This is a genomic window from Streptomyces sp. NPDC046821 (assembly GCF_040645335.1).
Classification (GTDB): Bacteria; Actinomycetota; Actinomycetes; order Streptomycetales; family Streptomycetaceae; genus Streptomyces.
In genome coordinates this window covers 197,892-222,060 of sequence record NZ_JBEYYB010000004.1, presented here as the reverse complement: position 1 = coordinate 222,060, position 24,169 = coordinate 197,892, and the positions used below count along the sequence as shown (strand labels likewise).

Sequence of the window (24,169 nt, the reverse complement as noted above, 5' to 3'; positions counted from 1 at the left end):
TGGCTCAGTAGCCGCGCCACCAGGTCAGGAAGCGCTGCCAGGCGCCCTGGGGCGGGACGGTGGGGCCGGGGAACGGCGCGGCCGAGGCCGGCGGCTGCTGCGGAGCGGGTTCCGGTACGGGCTGCGCCGGGACCTGGGGCCGCACCTTCGGGGCGTGCGTGGAGATCTGCCATTCCTCGCGCGGCTCACGGGCCGGACGGTCGCCGGGCTTGGCGACGACGTCCTGCGGCGGGCGCGGCTGGAACTTCACCGGCAGCTCCACGAGGTGCCGCGCCAGAATGGACGACCGCCAGCGCAACTGGTCTTCCGGCACGGAGAGTTCGACGTCCGGCAGGCGCATCAGGAGCGCGTCGACGCCGATGTCGGCGATGGCGCGGCCGATGTCCTGTCCCGGGCACTCGTGCGGCCCGCCGCCGAAGGCGAGGTGCGAGCGATTGCCCTGCATGTTGGCGGACAGGTCGGGGCGTACGACGGGGTCGACGTTGCCCGGCGCGATGCCGAAGATCAGGCCGTCGCCCCTGCGGATGTACTGGCCGCCGAGCTCGGTGTCCTCCTTGGCGTAGTAGCCGACCATGGCGCTGAACGGCGGCTCGTCCCACAGGGACTGCTCGACCGCCTCGGGCACCGTCATCTGGCCGCCGTTGAGCCGGGCGCGGAAGCGGGGGTCGGTGAGGACGACGCGCAGCACGTTCGCGATGAGGTTGGCCGTGGCCTCGTACGCGGCGATCAGGACGAGGCGCAGGTGCTGGGCGACCTCGTCGTCGCTGAGGGCGGCGGGCTGGGCGATGAGGTGGCTGGTGAAGTCCGCCTCGGGCTGGGCCCGGCGGCGGGCGGTGAGCCGCATCAGGACGCCCATGACGTATTCGTTGCTGGCGATCGCGGTCTCGGTGCCCTTGATCATGTCGCGGGCGGCCTGCACCATCCGCTCGTTGTACTCCTCGGCCATGCCGAAGATCCGGCACATCACCATCATCGGCAGGTGCTCGGCGAACTGGCTGACGACGTCGGCCTCGCCGCTCTCGCAGATCTTGTTGACCAGCTCGTTCGACGAGCGGTTGATGTAGCGGCGCAGGCCGCGCGCCTCGATCGTGCCGATCGCCCCGGTGACCGCCCCGCGCAGCCGCTGGTGGTCGGCGCCCTCGGCGAAGCTGCAGATGGGCTGCCAGCTGAAGACGGGCGCGAGCGGGTTGGTGGGGGTGACACTGCCGTCGAGGACGGCGTTCCAGTTGCGCGCGTCGCGGTTGAACTGGGTGGTCGAGCGGACCATGTGCAGGTTCTCGCCGTGCCCGAGGACCGCCCACATCGGCACGTCGTCGTGGATCAGCACGGGGGCCACGGGGCCGTGTTCGGCGCGCAGCTTCTCGTACACGGCCGCGATGTCGTCGTCGGCCTCGGGGCCGAAGAGCCTGCGCAGGCCGCCGGGGCCCGTGGAGTGGGCGGGGCAGCCCGGCGGCGGACCGATCGCGGCGTCGTCCATGCCGGCGGGTGGATAGGAGGGAGTCGTCACGGTGATCGCTCCGGTGCGTGTGAAAAGGCGGTGGTGAACATGGGGACGGATGCCGCGGGTGCCCGCGCCGGTCAGACGCGGGCGAGCGCCAGTTCGTGCAGGTAGCGCATCAGGGTCATCAGGACGTCCCGGCTGGAGGCTCTGCGGCGGGCGTCGCACTCGATGATCGGGACGTGCGGGTCGAGGTCGAGGGCCTCTCGCAGTTCGTCAGCGGGGAAGCGCGGGCCGTCGGGGAACGCGTTGTTGGCGATGACGAACGGCACGCCGCGCTCCTCCAGGCGCCCGATCACGTCGAAGCTGACTTCGAGGCGGCGGGTGTCGATGAGGACGACGGCGCCGAGCGCGCCCTCGAAGAGGCCGTTCCACAGGAACCAGAAGCGTTCCTGGCCGGGGGTGCCGAACAGGTACAGGACCAGCTCGTCCGTGATGCTGATGCGTCCGAAGTCCATGGCGACGGTGGTGGCGGTCTTCGTGTCGGAGCCGTAGTTGTCGTCGACGCCGATGCCCGCCTGGGTCATGGTCTCTTCGGTGGTGAGCGGCCTGATCTCGCTGACCGAGCCCACCATCGTGGTCTTGCCCACGCCGAACCCGCCCACGATCACGATCTTCACGGCGGCCGTGACCGTGTCGGGCAGGTGGTCCTCGCTCCGGGGCCCCGGGACGTGGGGGCCTTCCCGGAGCGTGTCAGAGCTTTTGAAGTCCATGCATCACCGCTTCGAGGAGGGAACGGTCGGCGACGGCGCCGCGGATGACGGGGGCGCGCGCCTGGACCAGTTCGGCCGCGAGAAGCTCCCCGAGCAACGCGGTGACCACGCTGAACGGCAGACTCAGATAGGCCGAGATCTCGGCCGTGGACAGGGGTGACTTGCACAGCCGTAACAGGGCTGCCTGTTCGGGCGGTGCGGCGGGCGGGGGGTCGGCGCGCGCGACGATCAGGGTGACGAGGTCGAGCTCGGCACGCTCGGCTCCCTCGACGCCGCCCGTGATCGTGTACAGGCGCTCGGGGTTGGCGCCCGGACCGTCCGGCGCGCGGCGTTCGCGCTGCGGCGGCTGGGCGGGGGGAGGTTGGCGGGGATGGGTCATACGGTCTGCCCGTTGCGCCTGGGCGGGCTGGTCAGGTGCGCCCCGATCCGGACGACGAGGTCACGCATACGGTTGCTGATGAGTCCGGCGTCCACGTGGGCGTCGGCGAGGACGGCGAGGTACGCGCCCTTGCCGGCGGCCATCAGGTAGAAGAACCCTCCGCTGACCTCGATGATGACCATGCTCATCTGGCCGTCGCTGTCCGGGATCTCGGCGGCCACGGCGGTCGCGAGGCTCTGCAGTCCGGCACAGGCGGCGGCGATGCGGTCGGCGGCGTCGGGGTCGCCGCCGTAGCGGGCGATTCGGAGGCCGTCCGCCGAGAGCACCACGACCTGCCGGGTCTGGGGCACGCCGTCCGCGAGCTCCTTGAGCATCCAGTCGAAGTTGGCCCTTTGCTGGATCACTGGCGGTCTCCCTGATCGGCCTGCGGATTGAACTCGTCGGTGTCGCCCGGCGCGGGGGTCGGCCCGTCGCCCTTGAGCCCGTTCATGAACGCCTCGACCCACAGACCCGGCGCGGGCATCTCCTGCTTCGGCGGCTCGGCCTCGGAGGCCGGTACCGGGATCGGGGTCCACTGCGGGGGCTGGTCCGCGCGGTGGGAGCCGGTGCCGGGCTCGGGCGCCCTCGGCGTCACGATGATCTGGTTGTCGATGACCTTGGTGTCGACCTTGCGGCGGCGCTGCGGCAGCCCGTTGGCCCGCCACTCGGTGACCACGGGGACGTCGTCCTCCATGGCGCCGACCGGCACGGAGGGCCGGGGGCCGGTGGTGGGGCGGCGCAGCTTCTTCTTGCGGGGCTCTTCCACGATGGGCTCGCCGTCGTTGTTGACGCGGGGCACACCGGAGGCGCCGATGCCGTGGGCGAGGCCGGGCGCCGGGTCGGTCGTGACCATGATCCGCGGCGCGATGAGGACGGCGCGGACACCGCCGTACGCGGACTGGCGCAGCGAGATCTGCATGTCGTACATCTGCGAGAGCCGGCCGACGACGGCCATGCCGAGGCGGGGGTTCTCGCCGAGGTCGTTGAGGTCGACGCCGGCCTTGGCGCGGTCGAGCATGTTCTCGGCCCGTACGCGGGCCTCCTCGCTGAGGCTGACGCCGCCGTCCTCGATCTCGATGGCGATGCCGGTCTGCACCTCGACCGCGGTGACGTGCACCTTGGTCTGCGGGGGCGAGTAGCGGGTCGCGTTGTCCATGAGTTCGGCGAGCGCGTGGATGAGGGGCTCGACGGAGATGCCGCGGATGGCGACCTTGGCGACCTGGTGCAGCTCGATGCGCGGGTACTCGAGGATGCGCGACATGGCGCCGCGCAGCACGCTGTAGAGCGGTACGGGCCGGGGCCACTGGCGGCCGGGGCGGGCGCCGCCGAGGACGGTGATGGAGTCGGCGAGGCGGCCGATCAGCGCGGTGCCGTGGTCGATGCGCAGCAGGTCGTCGAAGACCTCGGGGTTACGGCCGTGGTCCTCCTCCATCTCGCGGAGTTCGGCGTTCTGCTTGTGCACGATGGACTGGACGCGGCGGGCGATGGAGACGAAGGCGCGCTGCGCGGCGTCGCGCATGGTCTCCTCGCGGTCGATGAAGTCGAGCACCTCGGACATCAGCCTGCGCTGCGCGTACGGCAGATCGGAGAACTCCGGGTCGGCATCGACCACGATCTTGACGGCGTCGAACGCCGTGTCGCCGGAGCGCAGCCGGTACAGGGACTCGGGCAGGAGGTGCTGGGCCATCCACTTGGCCTCGGCGTCGTGAGCGGCGATGCGGCGCTCCAGCTGCGCGATCTGCCGGGCGGACTGGGCGCGTTCCGCCTTGATCGTGCGGCCGCGGCGCACGGCTTCGGCGGTCACGAGGATCAGCAGCAGCGTGGCGAGGCCGCCGCACAGGGCGACGGCGAACCGCGCCGGCTGCGTCACCACCGCGACGGCGGCTCCGGTCGCCGCGGCCATGACCACGGCGGGCAGCAACAGCACGCGTGTGTAGGGGACTTCTCGGCCACCGGGAGGCGATTGAACACTCACCATGTATGCCCTCTGAACGGTTGGATCGGGGGATAAATGTCGTTACGGGGGGGGTGTATGAACGCAAGCGTGGGGGATGAACGGAACCAATCTGCAAGATTGGGGAACAAGCGCACGAATATGTGCCAACTCAGTGCGCTGCGGGCGAGCTTAGCCCCCTCTGATCATCGCCGTGTCATATTCCGCAAGCACCTGAAATGACCCGGCAAGAGGAATACACTCGGCCCATTTACACGCTCAGCGGCTACTCGCACACGAGGAGTGAAGGCGGTCGCGCGTACGAACTCCCGCCCGCGAACTGACCGTTGACGTATCTGACACAGCCTCAGCAGCCTTCGCCGAGGAGCGCCACAGGTCCAGAAACGACAGTTCCCCGCGCCCCTCACAAGGGGCGCGGGGAACCGCGCACTCAGCCACTACCGACCCGCACTACCCCACGGACGAGTAGGCCACCACACCACGCCGCAACCCATCGATCGCCTTGCGCGCGTTCTTGGCCACGGCACTCCCGGACCCCTCGCCGGACGCGCCGGGCGCGGCCACGGCGATCTGTCCAAGGACGTCGATGACCTGCTTGCACCACCGCACGAAGTCACCGGCCGGCATGTCCGCCTCGCCGAGCACCTCGTCGAGGCCCTTGCCGGACGCCCACTGGTGCGCCGCCCAGGCGAAGCCGAGGTCGGGCTCGCGCTGGCCGACGCCCTCGGTCTGGCTGATCTTGAACTCTTCCTCCAGGGCGTCGAGCCGGCCCCAGATGCGCACCATCTCGCCGAGCGCCGCCTTCGCCTTCCCTGACGGCAGCTTGGGCGCGAGCGCGTCGTCCCCGACACGCGCCTCGAACACCAACGCCGAGACGCACGCGGCCAGTTCGGCCGGGCTCAGGCCCTCCCAGACGCCGTCGCGCAGGCACTCGCTGGCGAGCAGGTCGAGCTCGCCGTAGAGCCGGGCCAGGCGCTTGCCGTGCTCGGTGACCTCGTCGCCCCTCAGATAGTCCATCTCGGTCAGCAGGCGCACGATGCGGTCGAAGGTACGGGCGATGGTGTTCGTCCGGCCCTCGATACGCCGCTCCAGCTGCGCCGTGTCGCGCCGCAGCCGGTAGTAGCGCTCGGCCCAGCGGGCGTGGTCCTCACGCTCGTCGCAGCCGTGGCACGGGTGGGCGCGCAGCTCGGTGCGCAGCCGCGCGATCTGGCGGTCGTCGGCCGCCGCCGCGCGGTCCTTGCGGTGCCGGTCGGGCACGATGTGCCCGGCCTTGGTGCGCAGCGCGGAGGCGAGGTCGCGCCGGGACTGGGGCGAGCGGGCGTTGAACGACTTGGGGATCCGCATCCGCTCCAGCGCCTCGACGGGCACCGGGAAGTCGATCGACGCGAGCCGCTTCACCTGGCGCTCGGCGGTCAGGACCAGCGGGCGCGGGCCGTCGTGCTGCTCGAACCCGCGGTGTCCGTTCGACCGGCCGGCCGGGATGCCGGGGTCGAGGACGAGCGCGAGCCCGGCGAACTTGCCGGCGGGCACGTGGATGACGTCACCCGGCTTGAGCTTCTCCAGGGCGGCGGCCGCCGCGGCTCGGCGCTGGGCCGCGCCCTGCTTGGCCAGCTCCGTCTCGCGGTCCTTGAGCTCACGGCGCAGCCGCGCGTACTCCTCGAAGTCGCCCAAGTGGCAGGTCATGGAGGCCTTGTAGCCCTCCAGGCCCTCCTCGTTGCGCTGGACCTGGCGGGAGATGCCGACGACCGACTTGTCGGCCTGGAACTGCGCGAAGGACGTCTCGAGCAGCTCGCGCGAGCGGTGCCTGCCGAACTGCTCGACCAGGTTCACCGCCATGTTGTACGAGGGCTTGAAGCTGGAACGCAGGGGGTACGTGCGCGTGCCCGCGAGTCCCGCGAGGTGCTCGGGGCTGAAGCCGCGCTGCCACAGGACGACCGCGTGGCCCTCGACGTCGATGCCGCGCCGGCCCGCGCGCCCGGTCAGCTGGGTGTACTCGCCGGGGGTGATGTCGGCGTGCTGCTCGCCGTTCCACTTGACGAGTTTCTCCAGGACGACCGACCTGGCGGGCATGTTGATCCCGAGCGCGAGGGTCTCCGTCGCGAAGACCGCCTTCACGAGGCCCCGGACGAACAGCTCCTCGACGACCTCCTTGAACGTCGGCAACATGCCCGCGTGGTGGGCCGCGATGCCGCGCTCCAGGCCTTCGAGCCACTCGTAGTACCCGAGGACGTGCAGGTCCTCGTCGGGGATCGCGGCCGTGCGCTCCTCGACGATCTCGCGGACCCTGGCCCGCGACGCGTCGTCGTTGAGCCGCAGGCCCGCGTACAGGCACTGCTGGACGGCGGCCTCGCAGGCGGCGCGGCTGAAGATGAAGGTGATGGCGGGGAGCAAGCCCTCGCTGTCGAGGCGCTCGATGACCTCGGGGCGGCCCGGTGTCCAGATCCGGGAGCGCTGCCGGCGCTCGCGCTCGCGGTCCGCCTCGCGCACCATCTTGCCCTTGCGGCGCTCGCGCGGGTTGTACGTGCGGCTGGCCTCCATGCGGGCCATCCGCGTCAGGTCCGGATTGACGGCCTTCCTCTGGCCCTCGCCCTCCTCGAAGAGGTCGTACATGCGGCGCCCGGCGAGCACGTGCTGGAACAGGGGCACGGGGCGGTGCTCGGAGACGATCACCTCGGTGTCGCCGCGGACGGTGTCGAGCCAGTCGCCGAACTCCTCCGCGTTCGACACCGTGGCCGAGAGGGAGACCAGGGTCACCGACTCCTGGAGGTGGATGATCACCTCTTCCCAGACGGCGCCGCGGAAGCGGTCGGAGAGGTAGTGCACCTCGTCCATGACCACGTAACCGAGGCCCAGGAGCGCCTGTGAGCCCGCGTACAGCATGTTCCGCAGGACCTCGGTGGTCATGACGACCACGGGAGCGTCCGCGTTCACACTGTTGTCCCCCGTCAGAAGGCCGACCTTCTCGGCGCCGTAGCGCTTCACGAGGTCGCCGTACTTCTGGTTGGAGAGTGCCTTGATGGGCGTCGTGTAGAAACACTTCTTGCCCTGCTGGAGGGCGAGGTGGACGGCGAACTCGCCGACGATCGTCTTGCCCGAGCCGGTCGGGGCGGCCACCAGGACGCCCTTGCCCGCCTCGAGCGCCTGGCACGCCTCTATCTGGAACGGGTCGAGGCCGAAGTCGTACATCTCGCGGAAAGAGCCGAGCGCGGTGGCCTGCTCGGCAGCTCGCTTACGGGCTGCCGCGTACCGCTCGGCCGGTGAGAGGTCCTCTGTCATCGTGCTTTCGAGCCTACCGGCCCCCACTGACAACGGACGATCATTATCGGGTAAGCACCCTCACGGCACCCGGCACGCACCAGGCCACCAACCACGAAGCCGGCCGCTTCCAACGCGGAAGCGGCCGGCTCGGGCCTTACAAGGTCACGCGGTCATGTCAGGTCACGTCGTCGTATCCGTTGACCCGGTCATGGTCCGAGGCGCCCTGCTCCGGCAGCGCGGGGCCGGCCGAGACGGCCTCGGGGGTGAGGTCCAGATGCGAGGCCTCGTCGTCGTCGAGGTCCTCACGGTCACGGTCCTTGCGGCGGTCGTTGAGGAGGGCGAACCCGGCCGCGGCGAAGTACAGGATCCAGATGGGTCCGGCCAGCGCCAACATGCTGAGCGGGTCGGTGCTGGGCGTGGCCACGGCCGCGAAGACCGTGATGCCCATGATCATGGCGCGCCACCAGCTGATCAACCGCTTGCCCGAGAGAACCCCGGTGAGATTGAGCATCACGAGAAGCAGCGGCAGCTCGAAGGAGAGCCCGAAGACGACGACCATGCGCGTGATCAGGTCGAGCAGGTCGTCCAGCGGCAGCTGGTTGTCCACGCCGCCCGGCGAGAAGTCGAGCAGCACCCTCGCCATGGTCGGGAGGGTCTTGTACGCGAAGAAGGCGCCGCAGAGGAACAGCGGGAAGCCCGTGGCGACGAACGCCGTGGCGTACTTCTTCTCGTGCTTGTGCAGACCGGGCGCGACAAAGCCCCACAGCTGGTAGAGCCAGACCGGCGACGCGAGCACGACGCCCGCCATCAGCGAGATCTTCAGCGCGAGGGTGAACGGCGTCAGCAGACCGTTGAGCACGATCCGCGCGCACGTCTCGTCGCGCTGGCCGCCCTTGGCCTGCTGGGCGAGTTCGGCGAAACTCGACTTGCAGCCCACCGAGTTGAGCACCGGGTCGGTGAAGAACTCGATGATGTTCTTGTAGAAGAAGGCAGCGACGATCGTGACGACGACGATGGCCAGCAGGGCCTTGGCGAGCCGGTTTCGAAGCTCACGCAAATGCTCCGCCAGCGGCATCCGCCCCTCGGGATCCTTCTCCGTCTTGCGGGCAGACTTGGGCAACCCACGTCCTCATCTCGTGCGACAGGCCGCCTTGGTGGGGCGGCCCGGAATCAGCGCTGCGAAGTCTGGTCGGTCGGCTCGGTGACCGGGCGTCCGCCCGTGACGTCGCCGGGGGCCGCCTTGATGGTGCGCTGCGCCGGGGTCTGCTCGTCGTGCTGCGGCGGGTCCGTCGGAGCGGTCTGCTGGCCGTCGGACTTCATGGCCTTGGCCTCGCTCTTGAGGATGCGGGCCGACTTGCCCAGCGAGCGCGCCATGTCGGGAAGCTTCTTCGCACCGAACAGCAGGACGACGACGACAAGGATCAGAATGATCTCAGGAGCGCCGATCTTTCCGAACATAAGCGTTTACCTTCTCACCGAGGCGGCAGGGGCGGGGCTGCCGGTACAGGTCGGACTGGTGTCCGACCACCGTGCTGGCAGCGATCGTATCCCGCGGGAGTGAACAGGGGGCAATCCCTGTACGTACTCCCCATTGCGGTCCGCGCCTCGCTCGACGGGCCGCGCATCGCAGCGTACCCGCCCTCCCCCGCACCCGGACAGGGCGCAGAGGTAAAGCGCTTACTATCCTGTCTCTCCGCTCACATCCGGCGCGTCGCCGGCCTGGCCCCTCGGAAAGACGCGCACGTCACAGGAGTTCGTGACTCCGGCGGGCGGTACCGGCCGCCGCCTTCTCCAGATCCTCCGCCGCGCGGCTGATCCGCTGTGTGGTGTCGGCGACCTGGCGCCCGAGGCGCTGCGCCTCGACGAAGACCCTGATCGCGAACACGCCGAGCACGGCGAGTCCCACGAACCCCACAGCAACCGCCAGCATCGCCCAGAACATGCGCCGAGCCTAGACGGTCTGATGGAGGCGCAGCGTGCTCACCCCTCCACCCGTGAGGAGTTCGATGATGCGCTCCCCGGCGGGCTTGCGGACGGCGGAGCCGCACTCGGGGCAGGTGAAGGAGTAGAAGGTGGTGCGGCGGGTGGCGCCGATCGCCAGGCGCAGTGCCCCCGCGGCGAGTTCGAACCGCTCACGGCAGTCGGGGCAGGCGGCCTTGAACAGCACCGGACCCACCATCGCGGACAATCCACCCATTTTGACCATCCCAGACTTTTCAGTGCTTCCCGAACTCCTGGCACCCCCGGGCCGCACCGCGGTCAACAGCACGCCCACGTTCCTCGCGCCGGCCACGCGCGTCACAGACACCCGTCCCACGCGCGGCCGACAGTCCTATCCGTTCCCGTCGTACGCGGCCAGCGCCTCACCGGCGGCCTGCCGGGCACTGTCGGCGAGAGCGGACGGCGACACGATGCGCCCGTCACGGCCGAGCCGCAGCGCGAGCCGGCGCAGTGACGACGGGTCAGGCGTGCGCAGCGTGATCCGCAGGCCGCCGTCCGCCAACTCCTCCGCGCTGTCGTGCGGGTAGTACTCGGCGACCCAGCGCCCGCCGGGGCCGACCTCGATCACCACCTCGGGATCCTCGGCCGCCGGCTGCACGAGCCCCTCGGACAGATCCCGCAGTTCGATCTCCGGCGGCGCGGACGGCTCGTCCAGGATGCGGATCTCGGCGACCCGGTCGAGCCGGAAAGTGCGCCGCGCCTCGGAACGCCGGCACCAGGCCTCGACGTAGGTGTGGCCGACGCTCACGAGCCGGATCGGGTCGATCTCCCGCTCGGTGACCTCGTCACGCGCGGGCGAGTAGTAACGGATCCACAGCCGGCGCCGCTCCGAGATCGCCCGGTCGACGTCCGCGAAGACGCCGCCCTCGGACTCGAAGGTCACCGAGAGCCGGGCGCTCGCCCCGGCCGCCTCACCGGCCGCGGCCTCCAGCTTCGCCGTGGCCCGAAGCAGCGCGAGCCGGTCGCTCTCGCGCAGGCCGGGCAGCGTGGCGACGGCGCGCGCGGCGACGAGCAGGGCGGTCGCCTCGTCGGCGGCCAGGCGCAGGGGCGCGGCGACGTCGTCCGGGTTGTGCCACCAGATGCGGTCGCCGTCCGTGTCGATGTCGAGGAGGTCACCCCCGCGGAAGCTCGTCCCGCACAGCGGCAGGATGTCGAGGTCGGAGATCAGCTCGTCCTCGGTGATCCCGAAGGCGCGGGCGACGTCCTCGACGCGCGCTCCGGGGCGTTCCCGCAGATACGTCACGAGGGACAGCATCCGGCGGGTCTGGTCGATGGCGTTCGTGGCCATTGGTCCTCGTTCCCCTCAGCCCTTGGCCACGGCGCGCAGCCGGTCGACGACTTCGGCCCGCAGCTCCGCCGGCCCGAGGACGACCACGTCGGGGCCGAACTCGACCAGCCAGGCGTCGAGCCCGTGCCCGTACGGGATCTCCAGTTCGTCCCAGCCGTCGCCGAGGTCGCGGACGGCGGTGGCCTTGGCGCGCAGCGGGAAGCCGGCGCCGGTCCGCAGCCTGATCAGCGCGCTGCGGTCGGCGGTCTCGCCGGCCCAGCTGGCGACGGTCTCGCGGACGGTCACGACGTCGGGGACGTCGGCGGTGAAGCGGCCGGCCCGGGAGCGGACCTTGCCGGTGATGCGGGACAGGCGGAAGACGCGCTCGGCGCCGCGGTCGCGGTCCCAGCCCGCGAGGTACCAGTGGCCGCGCCAGCATTCGAGGGCCCACGGCTCGACGTGCCGCTGCTCGGGCCGCGCGGCGGTGGCCTTGCGGTAGTCGAACACGACGGCGCGCCGGTCACGGCAGGCCAGCATCAGCGGCTCGAACGACGCCTCGTGCGCGGGGATACGGGGTTCGAGGGCGGAGTGGGCCTCGTAGGGGTCGACGTCCTCGGGGAGGCCTGCGGCGCGCAGCTTCTGGAGGGCTCCGCTGGCGGCGCCGGCGAGGCGGGCCTGCTGCCAGACCTTCGCGGCGAGACCGAGGGCTGCGGCTTCCTCGGCGTCGAGGGTGACGGGCGGGAGGCGGTTGCTGTCGCGGCGGGCGAGGTAGCCGATCTCGCCTTCGATGTTCTCCACGGTCTCGATGACGAGGCCGAGCTCGCGCAGATCGTCCTTGTCGCGCTCGAACATCCGGTTGAAGCTGTCGTCGGAGCCCGCTTCCAGGTAGGCCTCGATGGAGCCGCGCAGCTCACGCTTGCTGAGCGGGCGCCGGGTTCCGAGCAGACACAGCGCCAGGTTCATCAGCCGCTCGGCCTTCGCAATGGCCATCGACGCTCTACGTCCTCTCTTCGAGAGCCGCCCGGCTCTCCCCCGTCCGAAGGTCGACCGTACCGCTATGAAGTGTGGTGGCAAAAGCCGAAGGCCCATGCCAGGAGGCATGGGCCTTCGGATGACCGCTTGCGGTCACGGCCTGATCAGACGGTGACCGCGTCGGTGACGATCAGACCGCGACGAGGTCGCAGACGAAGATCAGCGTCTCGCCGGGGGCGATCGCGTTGCCGGCGCCACGGTCGCCGTAGGCGAGGTGGGCGGGGATGGTCAGCTGGCGGCGGCCGCCGACCTTCATGCCCTGGATGCCCGTGTCCCAGCCGCTGATGACCTGTCCGGCGCCGAGCTGGAACTCCAGCGGACGGCCGCGGTTCCAGGAGGCGTCGAACTCTTCGCCGGTGGAGAAGGCCACGCCCACGTAGTGGACCTTGACGTAGTCGCCGGCCTTGGCGACGGCGCCGTCGCCCTCCCAGATCTCCTTGATCTCCAGGTCCGCCGGCGCCTGGCCCTCGGGGAAGTCGATCTCGGGCTTCTCGATGCTCACGTCACTTGCTCCTGCTGATAAACGGTTGGGCAACCGGGACAGTCTCGCAGACCTCCGGGTCAGGAGGTGGCCAGGATGTCGACGACGAAGACGAGCGTCGAGTTGGCCGGCAGCGTGGCGCCCTTGGCCTCCTTGCCGTAGGCCTGGTCGGCCGGGATCACCAGGAGGACGCGGTCACCGACGTGCTTGCCGACGAGTCCCTTGTCCCAGCCCGGGATGACCTGACCCTGACCGATGACCGTGCTGAAGGGCTGGCCGGTGTTGTACGAGGAGTCGAAGAGCGTCGCCTTCGGCTTGCCCTCGTTGATCTTCCAGGCGGCACCGCTGTACTGCATGGTGACCGTCTTGCCGCTCTTGATCTCGGGGCCCTTGCCCTGGATCAGGACCTTGTCGACCAGGTCCTTCGGCGGGTCGTTCTTCGGAATGGTGATCGTCGCGGGCTCGGGCTTGTCGGCCTTGATCTGCGGCAGGTTCGACGGGATGGAGGACTGCGTGCCGGTCACCGACTTCGGGACGACCTTGCCGACGTCGATCGCGAAGACGAGGGTGTCGGTGCCGGTGACGCCCGCCTGCTGGTTGCCCTGGCTGCCGAAACCGGCGGCCGGCGGCGCCACGACGAGGACGCGGCTGCCTTCCTTCTGGCCGACGAGAGCGTCCGCGAACGCCGGGATGACCGTCTTCGAGCCGGCGGTGATCAGCTGCGGCGCGCCGCCCTGCTGGTACGAGCTGCCGAGGTCCTTGCCGCCCTTCCAGATCTTGCCGGTGAAGTTCATCGACACCAGGTCGTCCTTCTTGACCACGGCGCCGCTGCCCTGGCTGAGCGTGTGCACGACGAACTTGCCGCTCGGCTCGCCCTTCGGCACGGTGATCGTCGCCTGCTTGCCGTACGCACCGCTGATCTCCGGCATCGGCGACGCCGAGTCGACCGGCTTGGGAGCGGCCGCCTCCGCCTTGGGCGAGGAGGACGCCGAGCTCGCCTTGTCCGTGTCGCTCTTCTTGTGGTCATCACCCCCGCACGCCGTCGCGGTCAGCGCCAGAGCCGGGACGATGAGCAGAGCAGCAAATCGGCGTCGCACAGTGATCCTCAGGTTGCGGGGTTTGTCGGTACGGTCCAGCCACTGTAGGCCCTCCCGTCACACAGCCGGGGGAAACGCACGCCAAAGGCCCCGCACGTGGATCACGTACGGGGCCTTGTGGTCGACGGTGGGCCGTTCGTCCTACATTCCGGCGATCAGCTTCTCGACCCGGTCGTCGACCGACCGGAACGGGTCCTTGCACAGCACCGTCCGCTGCGCCTGGTCGTTCAGCTTCAGGTGCACCCAGTCGACCGTGAAGTCACGGCGCTGCTCCTGGGCCCGGCGGATGAAGTCGCCGCGCAGCCTCGCGCGGGTGGTCTGCGGCGGCACCGACTTGCCCTCGAAGATCTTGAGGTCGTTGCAGATGCGCGCCGCCTGTCCCTTCTTCTCGAGGAGGTAGTACAGGCCCCGGCGACGGTGGATGTCGTGGTAGGCGAGGTCTATCTGAGCGACCCGCGGGTGCGACATCGTCATATTGTGCTTGGCCCGGTACCGCTCGATGAGCTTGTACTTCATCACCCAGTCGATCTCGGTGCCGATCCGGTCGAGGTCCTCGGACTCGATCGAGTCGAGCGTGCGGCCCCACAGTTCGAGGACCTGCTCGACGGTGCCGGTGCGGATCCCGCGGCGCTCGCAGAAGTCCACGGCCTTCTCGTAGTACTCGCGCTGCACCTCGAGGGCGGATGCCTCGCGGCCGCTGGCCAGACGCACCTTGCGCCGGCCGGTGATGTCGTGGCTGACCTCGCGGATGGCCCGGATCGGGTTCTCCAGGGTGAGGTCACGCATGACGGTGCCGGCCTCGATCATGCGGAGCACGAGGTCGGTGGCGCCCACCTTGAGGAGCATCGTCGTCTCGGACATGTTCGAGTCGCCGACGATGACGTGCAGGCGCCGGTACCGCTCGGCGTCCGCGTGCGGTTCGTCGCGGGTGTTGATGATGGGGCGGGAACGCGTGGTCGCGGAGGACACGCCCTCCCAGATGTGCTCGGCACGCTGGCTCACGCAGTACACGGCGCCGCGTGGAGTCTGCAGCACCTTGCCCGCGCCGCACAGCAATTGCCGCGTGACCAGGAACGGAATGAGGATGTCCGCGAGTCGCGAGAACTCCCCGTGACGGGCCACCAGATAGTTCTCGTGGCAGCCGTAGGAGTTTCCCGCCGAGTCGGTGTTGTTCTTGAAGAGATAGACGTCGCCCGCGATTCCCTCCTCGTGCAGGCGGCGTTCGGCGTCGACGAGCAGTCCTTCCAGAATGCGCTCGCCCGCTTTGTCGTGCGTGACCAACTCCGTCACGTTGTCACATTCGGGAGTTGCGTATTCCGGATGAGATCCGACGTCGAGATAGAGGCGGGCGCCGTTCCGCAGAAAAACATTGCTGCTGCGGCCCCATGACACGACACGGCGGAAGAGGTACCGCGCCACCTCGTCAGGAGACAGGCGGCGCTGTCCCCTAAACGTGCATGTGACGCCGTACTCGTTCTCCAGCCCGAAAATGCGGCGGTCCATGAGTGAACATTACGCCTGATGCCCTGTGCTGAAACCGGGTTCGACAGCACCGTTTCGATCATTTTCCGATGAACCCGCGACACGCCCGGCGATTCGTGGAGCTGCGAGGACCCGTCCGGTGGACAGCAGTACGAGCAATGCCGCCGCGCCCGCAACGCCGGGCACCGCGAAGCCCCACACCGTCCCGCCCCACTCGACGACCGGCCCCGCCGCGGCAGTTCCCACGGATGTACCCACGGTGAACGTCGTCACGAGCCACGAGAACGCCTCCGTCACCGTCCCGCGCGGCGCGTGCCGGTCGACGAGGATGAACGCGCAGGCGATGGACGGGGCGAGAAACACGCCGGCGAGCGCGCTCAGCGCCGTCATCGCCACCACGCCCGGCATCAACACCAACGGCACATAGCAGAGGGCCAACAGGGCGACCAGCCACCGCAGCCGCCGTTCGGGAACCCCGGCCCACTGCCGCGCCCCGTACACCGAACCGCCCACGAGCGCGCCGAGCCCGAGCGCCGCCATGAGCCACCCGTACGTCACGTCCCCGCCGTGCCCGTCCGCGTACGACACGCCGGCCACCGTGATCGAGCCCAGCGCCGTCCCGACGAACAGGAACGCCCCCAGCAGTGCGAGGAGTCCGGGTGAGCGCAGGGCGCCCAGCCAGTGCGCCTCGCGGGGAGCCGAGCGCCACGCGCGCGACGGCTGCGACACGACCACGGAGAGCGCGCCCAGCACGCCGACGACGTTCAGCAGGACGAGCGCCGCCTGCGCCGACCACAGCGACACACAGACGGTCACGAGCAACGGCCCGACGGTGAACATGACTTCCTGCGCCACGGCGTCCATCGCGTACGCCGTGTGGATCTGGTCCTCGCGCGGCAGGACCTGCGGCCACAGCGCGCGCAGCCCGCCCTCCAGGGGCGGTGTGAACAGTCCGGCCGCGCCCACGGCGACGTACGCGAGCGCCGGTGTCCCGGTCCCGGCGAAGGCGAAGACCGTCATGGCGAGCGCCGACGCCACCGCCGCCGGGAGCTGCACCCGTGGCTGGCCGCGCAGGTCGACAAGTCGCCCCAGGAGCGGCTGCCCCACCGCGTTCGCGACGCCGTACACCGCGGCGAGCGCCCCGGCCAGGCTGTACGTGCCGCCCTCCGCGCGCACGAACAGCACGATGGCGATGGCCGCCGTCCCGTTCGGCAGCCGCCCCACCAGCGTGCCCACCAGCAGCCGCGCCGCGTGCCGCGCCCTGAGGATCTCCGCATATCCCGCGGCCATCGCCCGCCCTCTCCCCCACCCGAAACACCCTGGCCCAAGCCCCGGGAGCCTCCAGGTTTTACGTATAACGTCGAGCGTCATACGTACCATGTGCGCAAGCCGCGGGTCCACCGGGAACCCGCCACACCCACGGAGGCACGAGTGACGACCGGGTCAGACGAGACGGCCCCCACGCGGCCCACCAGCCGCGACGTCGCCCGTGCCGCCGGAGTCTCGCAGGCCGCCGTGTCCCTCGTCCTCGGCGACAAATGGCGCGGACGCGTCGCCGAGACCACCGCCGAACGCGTCCGCACCGCCGCCCGCGACCTGGGCTACCGGCCCAACCTCGCCGCCCGCAGCCTCCGCCTCGGCCGCACCCGCACCGCCCTGCTCGTCGTGCCCGCCCTCACCAACGAGTTCTTCGCGCACGTCTACACCGGCGCCGCCCGGGTCGCCGCCCAACACGGCTTCGGCGTCGTGCTCTACCCCTCCCCCGACGGCATCGGCCCCGCGCGCGACCCCTTCGCCTCCGCACCCGCCGCCCTCGACGGCGTACTCGCCTCCTCCATGGCCTCCGACGCCGTCACCGCCCTCCGGGGCGACGCGCTCCCCCTCGTCATGCTCGACAGCGACCCCGAGCGGACGGCCCCGGGCACCGCCACCGTCAACCTCGACATCGCCGACGGCATGGGCCAGGTGACGGACCATCTGCTGGCCCTCGGTCACCGGCGGTTCCTCCATCTCGCGTCGGCCGTCCCCTCCTGGACCTTCGACGTCCGCGCGCACGAACTCGCGGCCCGCACCGCGCACATCCCCGGCGCCGACATCCGCACCACACGCTCCGCGCTCACCGTCGAAGCCGCCCGCACCGCCGCACACGCCGCCCTGACCGCCCCCGGCCCGCGCCCCACCGGGATCGTCTGCGACGACGACAAACTCGCCACCGGCGCCTACAAAGCCGCCCGCGCCCTCGGCCTGCGCATCCCCGACGACGTCTCCGTCACCGGCTTCGACGACCTCTCCCTCGCCACCGCCGTCGAACCCGAACTCACCACCGTCCGCCTCCCCGCCGAACTCTTCGGCGAACGCGGCATGGCGGCCCTGCTCGCCGTCCTCGACGGCCGCACCCCCAACACCACCGCACTTCCCGTCGAGTTGGTCGTCCGCGGCTCGACCGCCACACCCGCGCACTGACACAAAAAACGGCGCCCCGACCGCCGAAACGGTCGAGGCGCCGAAGGACACCCGCGGATGACTCACTCCTCGGAGTCGGACTCCGCCTCCGCCTCCGCGTCACTCTTCTCCACCGGCTCCGCGGACGACTCCGCGCCGGCCTCCAGAAGCCGCACCAACTGCGGCCCCACGATGCGCTTGAACTTCCGCTGCTGCGGACGCGTACGGTCCAGAACCGCCACCTCGAGCCGCTCCGCGGGGATCTCCCGCTCGCTGCCGTTGGTGTCCCGCGACAGCGCCTGCACCGCCAGCTTCAGCGCCTCCGCGAGGGTCATCCCGTCCCGGTGCCGCTGATCCAGATAGGTGCTGATCTGCTCCGCGTTACCGCCCACCGCCACCGAGCCGTGCTCGTCGACGATCGAACCGTCGTGCGGCAGGCGGTAGATCTGGTCTCCGTCGGGGGTCACTCCGACCTCCGCGACCACCAGCTCCACCTCGTACGGCTTCTCGGCCGCACTGGAGAAGATCGTGCCCAGCGTCTGCGCGTACACGTTCGCCAGGCCACGCGCCGTCACATCGTCGCGGTCGTAGGTGTAACCCCGCAGATCCGCGTAGCGCACACCGCCGATCCGCAGGTTCTCGTACTCGTTGTACTTGCCGGCGGCCGCGAAGCCGATCCGGTCGTAGATCTCGCTGAACTTGTGCAGCGCACGGGACGGGTTCTCGCCGACGAACACGATGCCATCGGCGTACTGCAGCACGACCAGGCTGCGGCCGCGGGCGATGCCCTTGCGGGCGTACTCGGCCCGGTCGGCCATGGCCTGCTGGGGTGAGACATAGAACGGCGTCGACACCGGTTGTCCGTCCCTTTCTGTCAGTGACTCAAGTACTCAAGTCTGCGGCGAATACAGGCGAACACACAGGTCAGAGAAGCGCGGCCCGCGGGCCGTCGGGCTGCTCGAGCCTGCGCTCCAGGATGGAACGCGCGATCTCCGAACCCTCCTCGTCGGTGAGCCTGCGGAACCCGTCGTCCGTGATGACCGTGACGATCGGGTAGATCCGGCGCGCCACATCGGGACCACCGGTCGCCGAGTCGTCGTCCGCCGCGTCGTACAGCGCCTGCACGACCAGTGTCGTCGCCTCCGCCTCCGTCAGATCGTTGCGGTAGAGCTTCTTCATCGCTCCGCGCGCGAAGATCGAACCGGAGCCCGTCGCCGCGTACCCCTGCTCCTCGCTGCGCCCGCCCGTGACGTCGTACGAGAAGATGCGGCCCTTGCCGCGGTCCACGTCGTACCCGGCGAACAGCGGCACGACGGCCAGGCCCTGCATGGCCATGCCGAGGTTCGACCGGATCATGGTCGAGAGCCGGTTCGCCTTGCCCTCGAGGGACAGCTGGGCGCCTTCGACCTTCTCGAAGTGCTCCAGCTCCAGCTGGAAGAGCTTCACCATCTCCACGGCGAGACCGGCCGTACCGGCGATACCCACCGCCGAGTACTCGTCCGCCGGGAAGACCTTCTCGATGTCGCGCTGAGCGATCATGTTGCCCATCGTGGCCCGGCGGTCACCGGCGAGCACCACGCCGCCGGGGAACGTGACGGACACGATCGTCGTCCCGTGCGGCGCCTCGATCGCACCCTTCACGGCCGGAAGCTGACGGTTCCCGGGCAGCATCTCGGGCTGATGTCCGGACAGGAAGTCCACGAAGGACGACGATCCAGGCGTCAGGAAGGCAGCTGGTAGACGCCCGGTGCTACGAGAGTTGGCTTCCACGCGTTTCCTTCCACGTAGGCGGCGGCCCGACGGATGGCGTCGGGAGCATCTCCCAACTTGCCGATGGCCGAATTGCAGTTGAAGCAACGTACGCCACGGACCCTACCCGTCTCGTGGCGGTGATCCACATCTATGGCCGGACGCTCTGAAATTGGTCTCGCGGCGCGCTCCCGGGCACGCGGCGAAGGGCTCGGGAGGCAGCGCCCGCGTACGTTCCGGGCGCTGCCCCACCGCCTAGTGGGTCAAGCGGGTGGACTACTGTCCACCCTTCTGAACGAACGAGCGTACGAAGTCCTCGGCGTTCTCCTCGAGGACGTCGTCGATCTCGTCCAGCACGGAGTCCACGTCGTCGCTCAGCTTCTCCTGGCGCTCCTTGAGGTCTTCGGAGGCCTGCGCGTCCTGCGCCTGCTCCTCGACCTCCTCGGTGGAACGCGTCGCCTTCTGCTGTCCGCCGCCGGTGTCCTTGGTCGCCATCTACCTCACCCCGCTCGCTTCGACGTTCTTGATCAGACCCTACAATCCGGGTCCGACATCGGCCCCGCACTTCGTTCAACGTGCGGGGCCCACCTGTGTGATTCCCCGGCCGCCTGCTTTTCAGCCGCCGGACAGCACCCGGACCAGATCTTCGGCCGTGCGGCACCGGTCGAGCAGCTCCTTCACGTGGTTACGCGTTCCGCGAAGGGGCTCCAGGGTCGGCACGCGCTGAAGGGAGTCCCGGCCGGGCAGATCGAAGATCACCGAGTCCCAGGAGGCCGCCGCGACGTCGTCTGCGTACTGCTCCAGGCAGCGTCCGCGGAAGTAGGCCCTGGTGTCCTCGGGCGGGCTCGTACGGGCCTTCTCGACCTCGTCCTCGTCCAGCAGGCGCTTCATCTTGCCGCGGGCCGCCAGACGGTTGTACAGGCCTTTCTCGGCCCGTACGTCCGCGTACTGGAGGTCCACGAGGTGCAGGCGCGCGGCGTCCCAGTCGAGGTTGTCGCGGCGCCGGTAGCCCTCCATGAGCTCCCGCTTCGCGACCCAGTCCAGCTCTCCGGAGAGGCTCATCGGGTCGCTCTCGAGCCGTCCGAGCACGTCCTCCCAGCGCGTGAGGACGTCCTTGGTCTGCTCGTCGGCGTCGGCCCCGTACCGCTCCTCGACGTACTTCCTGGCCAGCTCGAAGTACTCCATCTGGAGCTGTACGGCGGTGAGCGTGCGGCCGCTGCGGAGGGTGACGAGGTGCTGCAGTGTGGGGTCGTGCGAGACCTGGTGGAGGGTGCGTACGGGCTGTTCCACGGCCAGGTCGACGGCGATGAAGCCGTCCTCGATCATGGAGAGGACCAGGGCCGTCGTGCCGAGCTTCAGGTACGTCGAGATCTCGGAGAGGTTCGCGTCGCCGATGATCACGTGCAGGCGGCGGTACTTCTCCGCGTCGGCGTGGGGTTCGTCCCGGGTGTTGATGATGGGGCGCTTGAGGGTCGTCTCCAGGCCGACCTCGACCTCGAAGTAGTCCGCGCGCTGGCTGAGCTGGAAGCCGTGCTCGTGGCCGTCCTGGCCGATGCCGACGCGGCCGGCGCCGGTGATGACCTGGCGGGACACGAAGAACGGCGTCAGGTGGCGCACGATGTCCGAGAAGGGGGTCTCCCGCTTCATCAGGTAGTTCTCGTGCGTCCCGTAGGAGGCGCCCTTGTTGTCGGTGTTGTTCTTGTAGAGGTGGATCGGCTGGGCTCCGGGCAGCTGGGCCGCCCGCTCGGCCGCCTCGGCCATGATCCGCTCGCCGGCCTTGTCCCACAGGACGGCGTCCCGGGGGTTGGTGACCTCGGGGGCGCTGTATTCGGGGTGAGCGTGGTCGACGTAGAGGCGGGCACCGTTGGTGAGGATGACGTTGGCCAGGCCGATGTCCTCGTCGGTGAGCTGGCTGGAATCGGCGACCTCACGGGCGAGATCGAATCCTCGTGCGTCCCGCAGCGGATTCTCCTCCTCGAAGTCCCAGCGGGCGCGCCGCGCCCGGTGCATCGCCGCCGCGTAGGCGTTGACGATCTGGGATGAGGTGAGCATGGCATTGGCGTTGGGATGGCCGGGGACGGAGATCCCGTACTCCGTCTCGATGCCCATTACTCGCCGTACGGTCATGCGGCCCTCCTTGCCCGGCGGCGTCCCCGTTCGGGGGCGGCGCTCAGTACCGCTGGTTCTCCTGTGCGCGTGCGGTGCCCGTCCCCGCACGGCGCGATTCGGCGGTACCGAGCCTAGAACGCCTATGCGCTGGTGGGGAGATCATTACTGTCTTTGCTGTCGTTGCGCGTGTGGGCCGGTGGTCTTTTCGTGGCCTGGAATGCGGCGGGAATTGCTTCCCGGAAAACAGTCGGCTGCGGGTACCCGGTAGAGGGACCCGCAGCCGCCCTGCCTTTTACAGGTACTGACCGGTGTTCGCCACCGTGTCGATGGAGCGTCCGGTGTCCGCGCCCTGCTTTCCGGTGACGAGCGTGCGGATGTAAACGATCCGTTCGCCCTTCTTTCCGGAAATCCTGGCCCAGTCGTCCGGGTTCGTGGTGTTGGGCAGGTCCTCGTTCTCCTTGAACTCGTCCACGCAGGCCTGGAGGAGGTGGGAGACCCGAAGGCCCTTCTGGTTGTGTTCGAGGAAGGCCTTGATGGCCGCCTTCTTGGCGCGTCCGACGATGTTCTCGATCATGGCGCCGGAGTTGAAGTCCTTGAAGTACAGGACTTCCTTGTCGCCGTTCGCGTACGTGACTTCGAGGAAGCGGTTTTCCTCGGATTCCGCGTACATCTGCTCGACGGCGGTCTGGATCATCCCGTGCACCGTGCTGGCGCGGTCGCCGCCGTGCTCTCCGAGGTCGTCGGAGTGCAGCGGGAGGCGGGCGGTCAGGTACTTGGCGAAGATGTCCTTGGCCGCTTCGGCGTCCGGGCGCTCGATCTTGATCTTCACGTCGAGTCGTCCGGGCCGCAGGATCGCGGGGTCGATCATGTCCTCACGGTTGGAGGCGCCGATCACGACCACGTTCTCCAGGCCTTCCACACCGTCGATCTCGGCGAGCAGCTGGGGGACGATGGTGTTCTCCACGTCCGAGCTGACACCGGAGCCACGGGTGCGGAAGAGGGACTCCATCTCGTCGAAGAAGACGATGACGGGCGTGCCCTCGCTGGCCTTCTCCCGTGCACGCTGGAAGACGAGGCGGATCTGCCGCTCGGTCTCGCCGACGTACTTGTTGAGCAGCTCGGGACCCTTGATGTTGAGGAAGAAGCTCTTGCCCTGGGCCTGTCCGGTCACTTCCGCGACCTTCTTGGCAAGGGAGTTGGCCACCGCCTTGGCGATCAGGGTCTTTCCGCAGCCGGGAGGACCGTAGAGCAGGACGCCCTTGGGCGGGCGCAGCTCGTGCTCCTTGAACAGGTCCGGGTAGAGGTAGGGCAGCTCGACCGCGTCGCGGATCAGTTCGATCTGGTTTCCCAGGCCGCCGATCTGCTCGTAGCCGATGTCCGGGACCTCTTCCAGGACGAGCTCTTCGACTTCGCTCTTGGGTACGACTTCGTAGACATAGCCGGATCGGGGTTCGAGCAGGAGGGCGTCGCCGGGGCGGATGGTGATGTCGAGGAGTGGTTCGGCGAGCCGGACCACGCGTTCTTCATCGGTGTGCCCCACCACGAGGGCGCGCTCGCCGTCCTCCAGGATCTCCTTGAGGGTGACGATGTCGCCGACGCTCTCGTACTCCATGGCCTCGACCACGTTGAGCGCTTCGTTGAGCATCACTTCCTGGCCGCGCCTGAGCTCTTCGAGCTCCACGCTGGGGCTCACGTTCACCCGGAGCTTGCGGCCGCCGGTGAAGATGTCGGCGGTACCGTCCTCGTTCGCCACGAGGAAGACTCCGAAGCCGGCCGGCGGCTGTGCGAGCCGGTCGACTTCCTCCTTGAGGGCCACGATCTGGTCGCGGGCCTCCCTGAGCGTGTTGGCGAGCCGCTCGTTCTGTGCGGACACGCCGGCCAGGTTGGTCTGCAGCTCGACGATCCGCTCTTCGAGAATCCTCGTATGACGCGGAGAGTCGGCGAGCTTGCGTCGCAGGACGGCGATCTCCTGCTCAAGATAGGCAATCTGACCGGCGGGGTCGTCGGACCCTCGTCCCGGGCGGATGCCGCGGTTCATGTCGTCGTCGTGGGCTGCCACGGTCCTCACCTCCTCCAAGGGGAGCTGGACGCTTCCAGACCCTACCTGGGTGGGTGTCGATTGAAACCCCTAGATCAAAAAGACTGTGGGGGTGTGTCCGATCTTCACCCTTGCGCTCTCCCTCACGCCAGGGGGATACCCACCCAACATGAATTGGAAGCGGCCGGTTGTAGGGTCGACGTGTTCAACACCCGTCGGAGCTGGCCCGACTTGCCGGTACGCGGGGCGGTTCGAGGCAGGAAGCGGCAGGAGACATGAGCGTGCAGCAGGAGGCCGGATCCGGCACCGACAGCGGCGTCGCCCTCGAGGTGTGGATCGACCAGGACCTCTGCACCGGCGACGGGATCTGCGCGCAGTACGCGCCCGAGGTCTTCGAGCTGGACATCGACGGGCTGGCGTACGTGAAGAGCGCGGACGACGAGCTGTTGCAGGAGCAGGGGGCGACCACTCCGGTGCCGCTCCCGCTGCTGAACGACGTCGTGGACTCGGCGAAGGAGTGTCCGGGCGACTGCATCCACGTACGTCGGGTTTCGGACAGGGTGGAGGTCTACGGTCCTGACGCGGAGTGACCGGTAGGTTTCAGCCCGTCGCAGGGCGAACGAAAAGGGC

General features: G+C 69.3%; 23 protein-coding genes and 1 pseudogene. 2 read left to right on the top strand and 22 right to left on the bottom strand.

From position 1 onward, the window contains the following. Positions 1–4 precede the first annotated feature (4 nt). The 16 genes from ABZ893_RS09730 to ABZ893_RS09655 form a co-directional block, all read right to left on the bottom strand. The gene (locus tag ABZ893_RS09730) at positions 5–1,477 is read right to left on the bottom strand and encodes a cytochrome P450 (RefSeq protein ID WP_361400183.1); all 1,473 of its coding nucleotides are present in this window, start codon (positions 1,475–1,477) and stop codon (positions 5–7) included. A 101-nt stretch (positions 1,478–1,578) separates the two neighbouring features. Continuing rightward, on the bottom strand, positions 1,579–2,211 hold the full coding sequence (locus ABZ893_RS09725) for an ATP/GTP-binding protein (RefSeq protein ID WP_361399552.1): 633 nt from the start codon (positions 2,209–2,211) through the stop codon (positions 1,579–1,581). Beyond that, on the bottom strand, positions 2,192–2,590 hold the full coding sequence (locus ABZ893_RS09720; RefSeq protein ID WP_361399549.1) for a DUF742 domain-containing protein: 399 nt from the start codon (positions 2,588–2,590) through the stop codon (positions 2,192–2,194). Before ABZ893_RS09720 ends, ABZ893_RS09725 begins: the two co-directional genes overlap by 20 nt. Further along, positions 2,587–2,994 (bottom strand): roadblock/LC7 domain-containing protein, encoded by a 408-nt coding sequence (locus ABZ893_RS09715; protein ID WP_361399546.1) that lies wholly within the window; start codon positions 2,992–2,994, stop codon positions 2,587–2,589. The genes ABZ893_RS09720 and ABZ893_RS09715 overlap by 4 nt, the downstream gene beginning before the upstream one ends. Next, positions 2,991–4,607, bottom strand: coding sequence for an ATP-binding protein (locus ABZ893_RS09710; RefSeq protein WP_361399543.1), 1,617 nt, complete (start codon positions 4,605–4,607; stop codon positions 2,991–2,993). Before ABZ893_RS09710 ends, ABZ893_RS09715 begins: the two co-directional genes overlap by 4 nt. Positions 4,608–5,033: 426 nt before the next feature. After that, positions 5,034–7,859: a DEAD/DEAH box helicase gene (locus ABZ893_RS09705; protein WP_361399540.1), complete on the bottom strand. Its 2,826-nt coding sequence runs from the start codon at positions 7,857–7,859 to the stop codon at positions 5,034–5,036. 157 nt (positions 7,860–8,016) lie between these two features. After that, positions 8,017–8,961 (bottom strand): twin-arginine translocase subunit TatC, encoded by a 945-nt coding sequence (tatC, locus tag ABZ893_RS09700; protein WP_361399537.1) that lies wholly within the window; start codon positions 8,959–8,961, stop codon positions 8,017–8,019. A gap of 50 nt (positions 8,962–9,011) precedes the next feature. Then, positions 9,012–9,299 carry a Sec-independent protein translocase subunit TatA gene (tatA, locus tag ABZ893_RS09695; RefSeq protein ID WP_361399534.1) on the bottom strand — a complete coding sequence of 96 codons (288 nt, stop codon included), beginning with the start codon at positions 9,297–9,299 and terminating at the stop codon, positions 9,012–9,014. Positions 9,300–9,585: 286 nt separating this feature from the next. Further along, on the bottom strand, positions 9,586–9,783 hold the full coding sequence (locus tag ABZ893_RS09690; protein ID WP_361399531.1) for a hypothetical protein: 198 nt from the start codon (positions 9,781–9,783) through the stop codon (positions 9,586–9,588). A gap of 9 nt (positions 9,784–9,792) precedes the next feature. Further along, entirely contained in the window at positions 9,793–10,038 is a 246-nt protein-coding gene (locus ABZ893_RS09685) for a hypothetical protein (RefSeq protein WP_361399529.1), read from the bottom strand. 135 nt (positions 10,039–10,173) lie between these two features. Beyond that, positions 10,174–11,130 (bottom strand): WYL domain-containing protein, encoded by a 957-nt coding sequence (locus ABZ893_RS09680; RefSeq protein ID WP_361399526.1) that lies wholly within the window; start codon positions 11,128–11,130, stop codon positions 10,174–10,176. 15 nt (positions 11,131–11,145) lie between these two features. Then, positions 11,146–12,099 (bottom strand): WYL domain-containing protein, encoded by a 954-nt coding sequence (locus ABZ893_RS09675; protein ID WP_361399522.1) that lies wholly within the window; start codon positions 12,097–12,099, stop codon positions 11,146–11,148. A 172-nt stretch (positions 12,100–12,271) separates the two neighbouring features. Next, positions 12,272–12,643, bottom strand: a complete 372-nt coding sequence (locus ABZ893_RS09670) for an FKBP-type peptidyl-prolyl cis-trans isomerase (protein ID WP_361399519.1) — start codon at positions 12,641–12,643, stop codon at positions 12,272–12,274. A gap of 59 nt (positions 12,644–12,702) precedes the next feature. After that, on the bottom strand, positions 12,703–13,719 hold the full coding sequence (locus ABZ893_RS09665) for an FKBP-type peptidyl-prolyl cis-trans isomerase (RefSeq protein ID WP_361399516.1): 1,017 nt from the start codon (positions 13,717–13,719) through the stop codon (positions 12,703–12,705). A 141-nt stretch (positions 13,720–13,860) separates the two neighbouring features. Then, positions 13,861–15,222: a Pup--protein ligase gene (pafA, locus tag ABZ893_RS09660; RefSeq protein ID WP_030955459.1), complete on the bottom strand. Its 1,362-nt coding sequence runs from the start codon at positions 15,220–15,222 to the stop codon at positions 13,861–13,863. A gap of 9 nt (positions 15,223–15,231) precedes the next feature. Then, positions 15,232–16,491: an MFS transporter gene (locus tag ABZ893_RS09655; RefSeq protein WP_361399512.1), complete on the bottom strand. Its 1,260-nt coding sequence runs from the start codon at positions 16,489–16,491 to the stop codon at positions 15,232–15,234. Positions 16,492–16,632: 141 nt separating this feature from the next. On the opposite strand from ABZ893_RS09655, the gene ABZ893_RS09650 reads away from it, so the two are divergent. Next, the gene (locus ABZ893_RS09650) at positions 16,633–17,664 is read left to right on the top strand and encodes a LacI family DNA-binding transcriptional regulator (RefSeq protein ID WP_361399509.1); all 1,032 of its coding nucleotides are present in this window, start codon (positions 16,633–16,635) and stop codon (positions 17,662–17,664) included. Between the two features lie 62 nt (positions 17,665–17,726). On the opposite strand, the gene prcA is transcribed toward ABZ893_RS09650, so the two are convergent. From prcA to arc, 6 genes and pseudogenes are all read right to left on the bottom strand, one after another. Further along, positions 17,727–18,497, bottom strand: coding sequence for a proteasome subunit alpha (prcA, locus tag ABZ893_RS09645; protein ID WP_361399506.1), 771 nt, complete (start codon positions 18,495–18,497; stop codon positions 17,727–17,729). 70 nt (positions 18,498–18,567) lie between these two features. Then, positions 18,568–19,413, bottom strand: coding sequence for a proteasome subunit beta (gene prcB / locus ABZ893_RS09640; protein WP_361399503.1), 846 nt, complete (start codon positions 19,411–19,413; stop codon positions 18,568–18,570). Next, positions 19,365–19,559 (bottom strand): annotated as a pseudogene (locus ABZ893_RS09635) (endonuclease domain-containing protein); the annotation flags it as partial. The pseudogene ABZ893_RS09635 and the gene prcB, both read right to left, overlap by 49 nt. A gap of 109 nt (positions 19,560–19,668) precedes the next feature. Further along, a complete protein-coding gene (locus tag ABZ893_RS09630; RefSeq protein WP_016325855.1) occupies positions 19,669–19,887 on the bottom strand; it encodes a ubiquitin-like protein Pup in 219 nt (72 codons plus the stop codon). Between the two features lie 120 nt (positions 19,888–20,007). Then, positions 20,008–21,519 carry a depupylase/deamidase Dop gene (gene dop, locus ABZ893_RS09625; protein ID WP_361399499.1) on the bottom strand — a complete coding sequence of 504 codons (1,512 nt, stop codon included), beginning with the start codon at positions 21,517–21,519 and terminating at the stop codon, positions 20,008–20,010. A gap of 274 nt (positions 21,520–21,793) precedes the next feature. Beyond that, complete coding sequence (gene arc / locus ABZ893_RS09620) at positions 21,794–23,560, bottom strand: proteasome ATPase (protein WP_361399496.1); 1,767 nt, start codon at positions 23,558–23,560, stop codon at positions 21,794–21,796. 254 nt (positions 23,561–23,814) lie between these two features. On the opposite strand from arc, the gene ABZ893_RS09615 reads away from it, so the two are divergent. After that, a complete protein-coding gene (locus tag ABZ893_RS09615; protein WP_361399493.1) occupies positions 23,815–24,129 on the top strand; it encodes a ferredoxin in 315 nt (104 codons plus the stop codon). Positions 24,130–24,169 lie beyond the last annotated feature (40 nt).

Excerpts from the sequence above, each read along its gene's own strand:
- ABZ893_RS09730 (WP_361400183.1), bottom strand. The coding sequence starts at position 1,477 with ATGGACGACGCCGCGATCGGTCCGCCGCCGGGCTGCCCCGCCCACTCC.
- ABZ893_RS09725 (WP_361399552.1), bottom strand. The coding sequence starts at position 2,211 with ATGGACTTCAAAAGCTCTGACACGCTCCGGGAAGGCCCCCACGTCCCG.
- ABZ893_RS09720 (WP_361399549.1), bottom strand. The coding sequence starts at position 2,590 with ATGACCCATCCCCGCCAACCTCCCCCCGCCCAGCCGCCGCAGCGCGAA.
- ABZ893_RS09710 (WP_361399543.1), bottom strand. The coding sequence starts at position 4,607 with ATGGTGAGTGTTCAATCGCCTCCCGGTGGCCGAGAAGTCCCCTACACA.
- ABZ893_RS09705 (WP_361399540.1), bottom strand. The coding sequence starts at position 7,859 with ATGACAGAGGACCTCTCACCGGCCGAGCGGTACGCGGCAGCCCGTAAG.
- tatA (WP_361399534.1), bottom strand. The coding sequence starts at position 9,299 with ATGTTCGGAAAGATCGGCGCTCCTGAGATCATTCTGATCCTTGTCGTC.
- ABZ893_RS09690 (WP_361399531.1), bottom strand. The coding sequence starts at position 9,783 with ATGTTCTGGGCGATGCTGGCGGTTGCTGTGGGGTTCGTGGGACTCGCC.
- ABZ893_RS09685 (WP_361399529.1), bottom strand. The coding sequence starts at position 10,038 with ATGGGTGGATTGTCCGCGATGGTGGGTCCGGTGCTGTTCAAGGCCGCC.
- ABZ893_RS09680 (WP_361399526.1), bottom strand. The coding sequence starts at position 11,130 with ATGGCCACGAACGCCATCGACCAGACCCGCCGGATGCTGTCCCTCGTG.
- ABZ893_RS09675 (WP_361399522.1), bottom strand. The coding sequence starts at position 12,099 with ATGGCCATTGCGAAGGCCGAGCGGCTGATGAACCTGGCGCTGTGTCTG.
- pafA (WP_030955459.1), bottom strand. The coding sequence starts at position 15,222 with ATGGACCGCCGCATTTTCGGGCTGGAGAACGAGTACGGCGTCACATGC.
- ABZ893_RS09655 (WP_361399512.1), bottom strand. The coding sequence starts at position 16,491 with ATGGCCGCGGGATATGCGGAGATCCTCAGGGCGCGGCACGCGGCGCGG.
- ABZ893_RS09630 (WP_016325855.1), bottom strand. The coding sequence starts at position 19,887 with ATGGCGACCAAGGACACCGGCGGCGGACAGCAGAAGGCGACGCGTTCC.
- dop (WP_361399499.1), bottom strand. The coding sequence starts at position 21,519 with ATGACCGTACGGCGAGTAATGGGCATCGAGACGGAGTACGGGATCTCC.
- ABZ893_RS09615 (WP_361399493.1), top strand. The coding sequence starts at position 23,815 with ATGAGCGTGCAGCAGGAGGCCGGATCCGGCACCGACAGCGGCGTCGCC.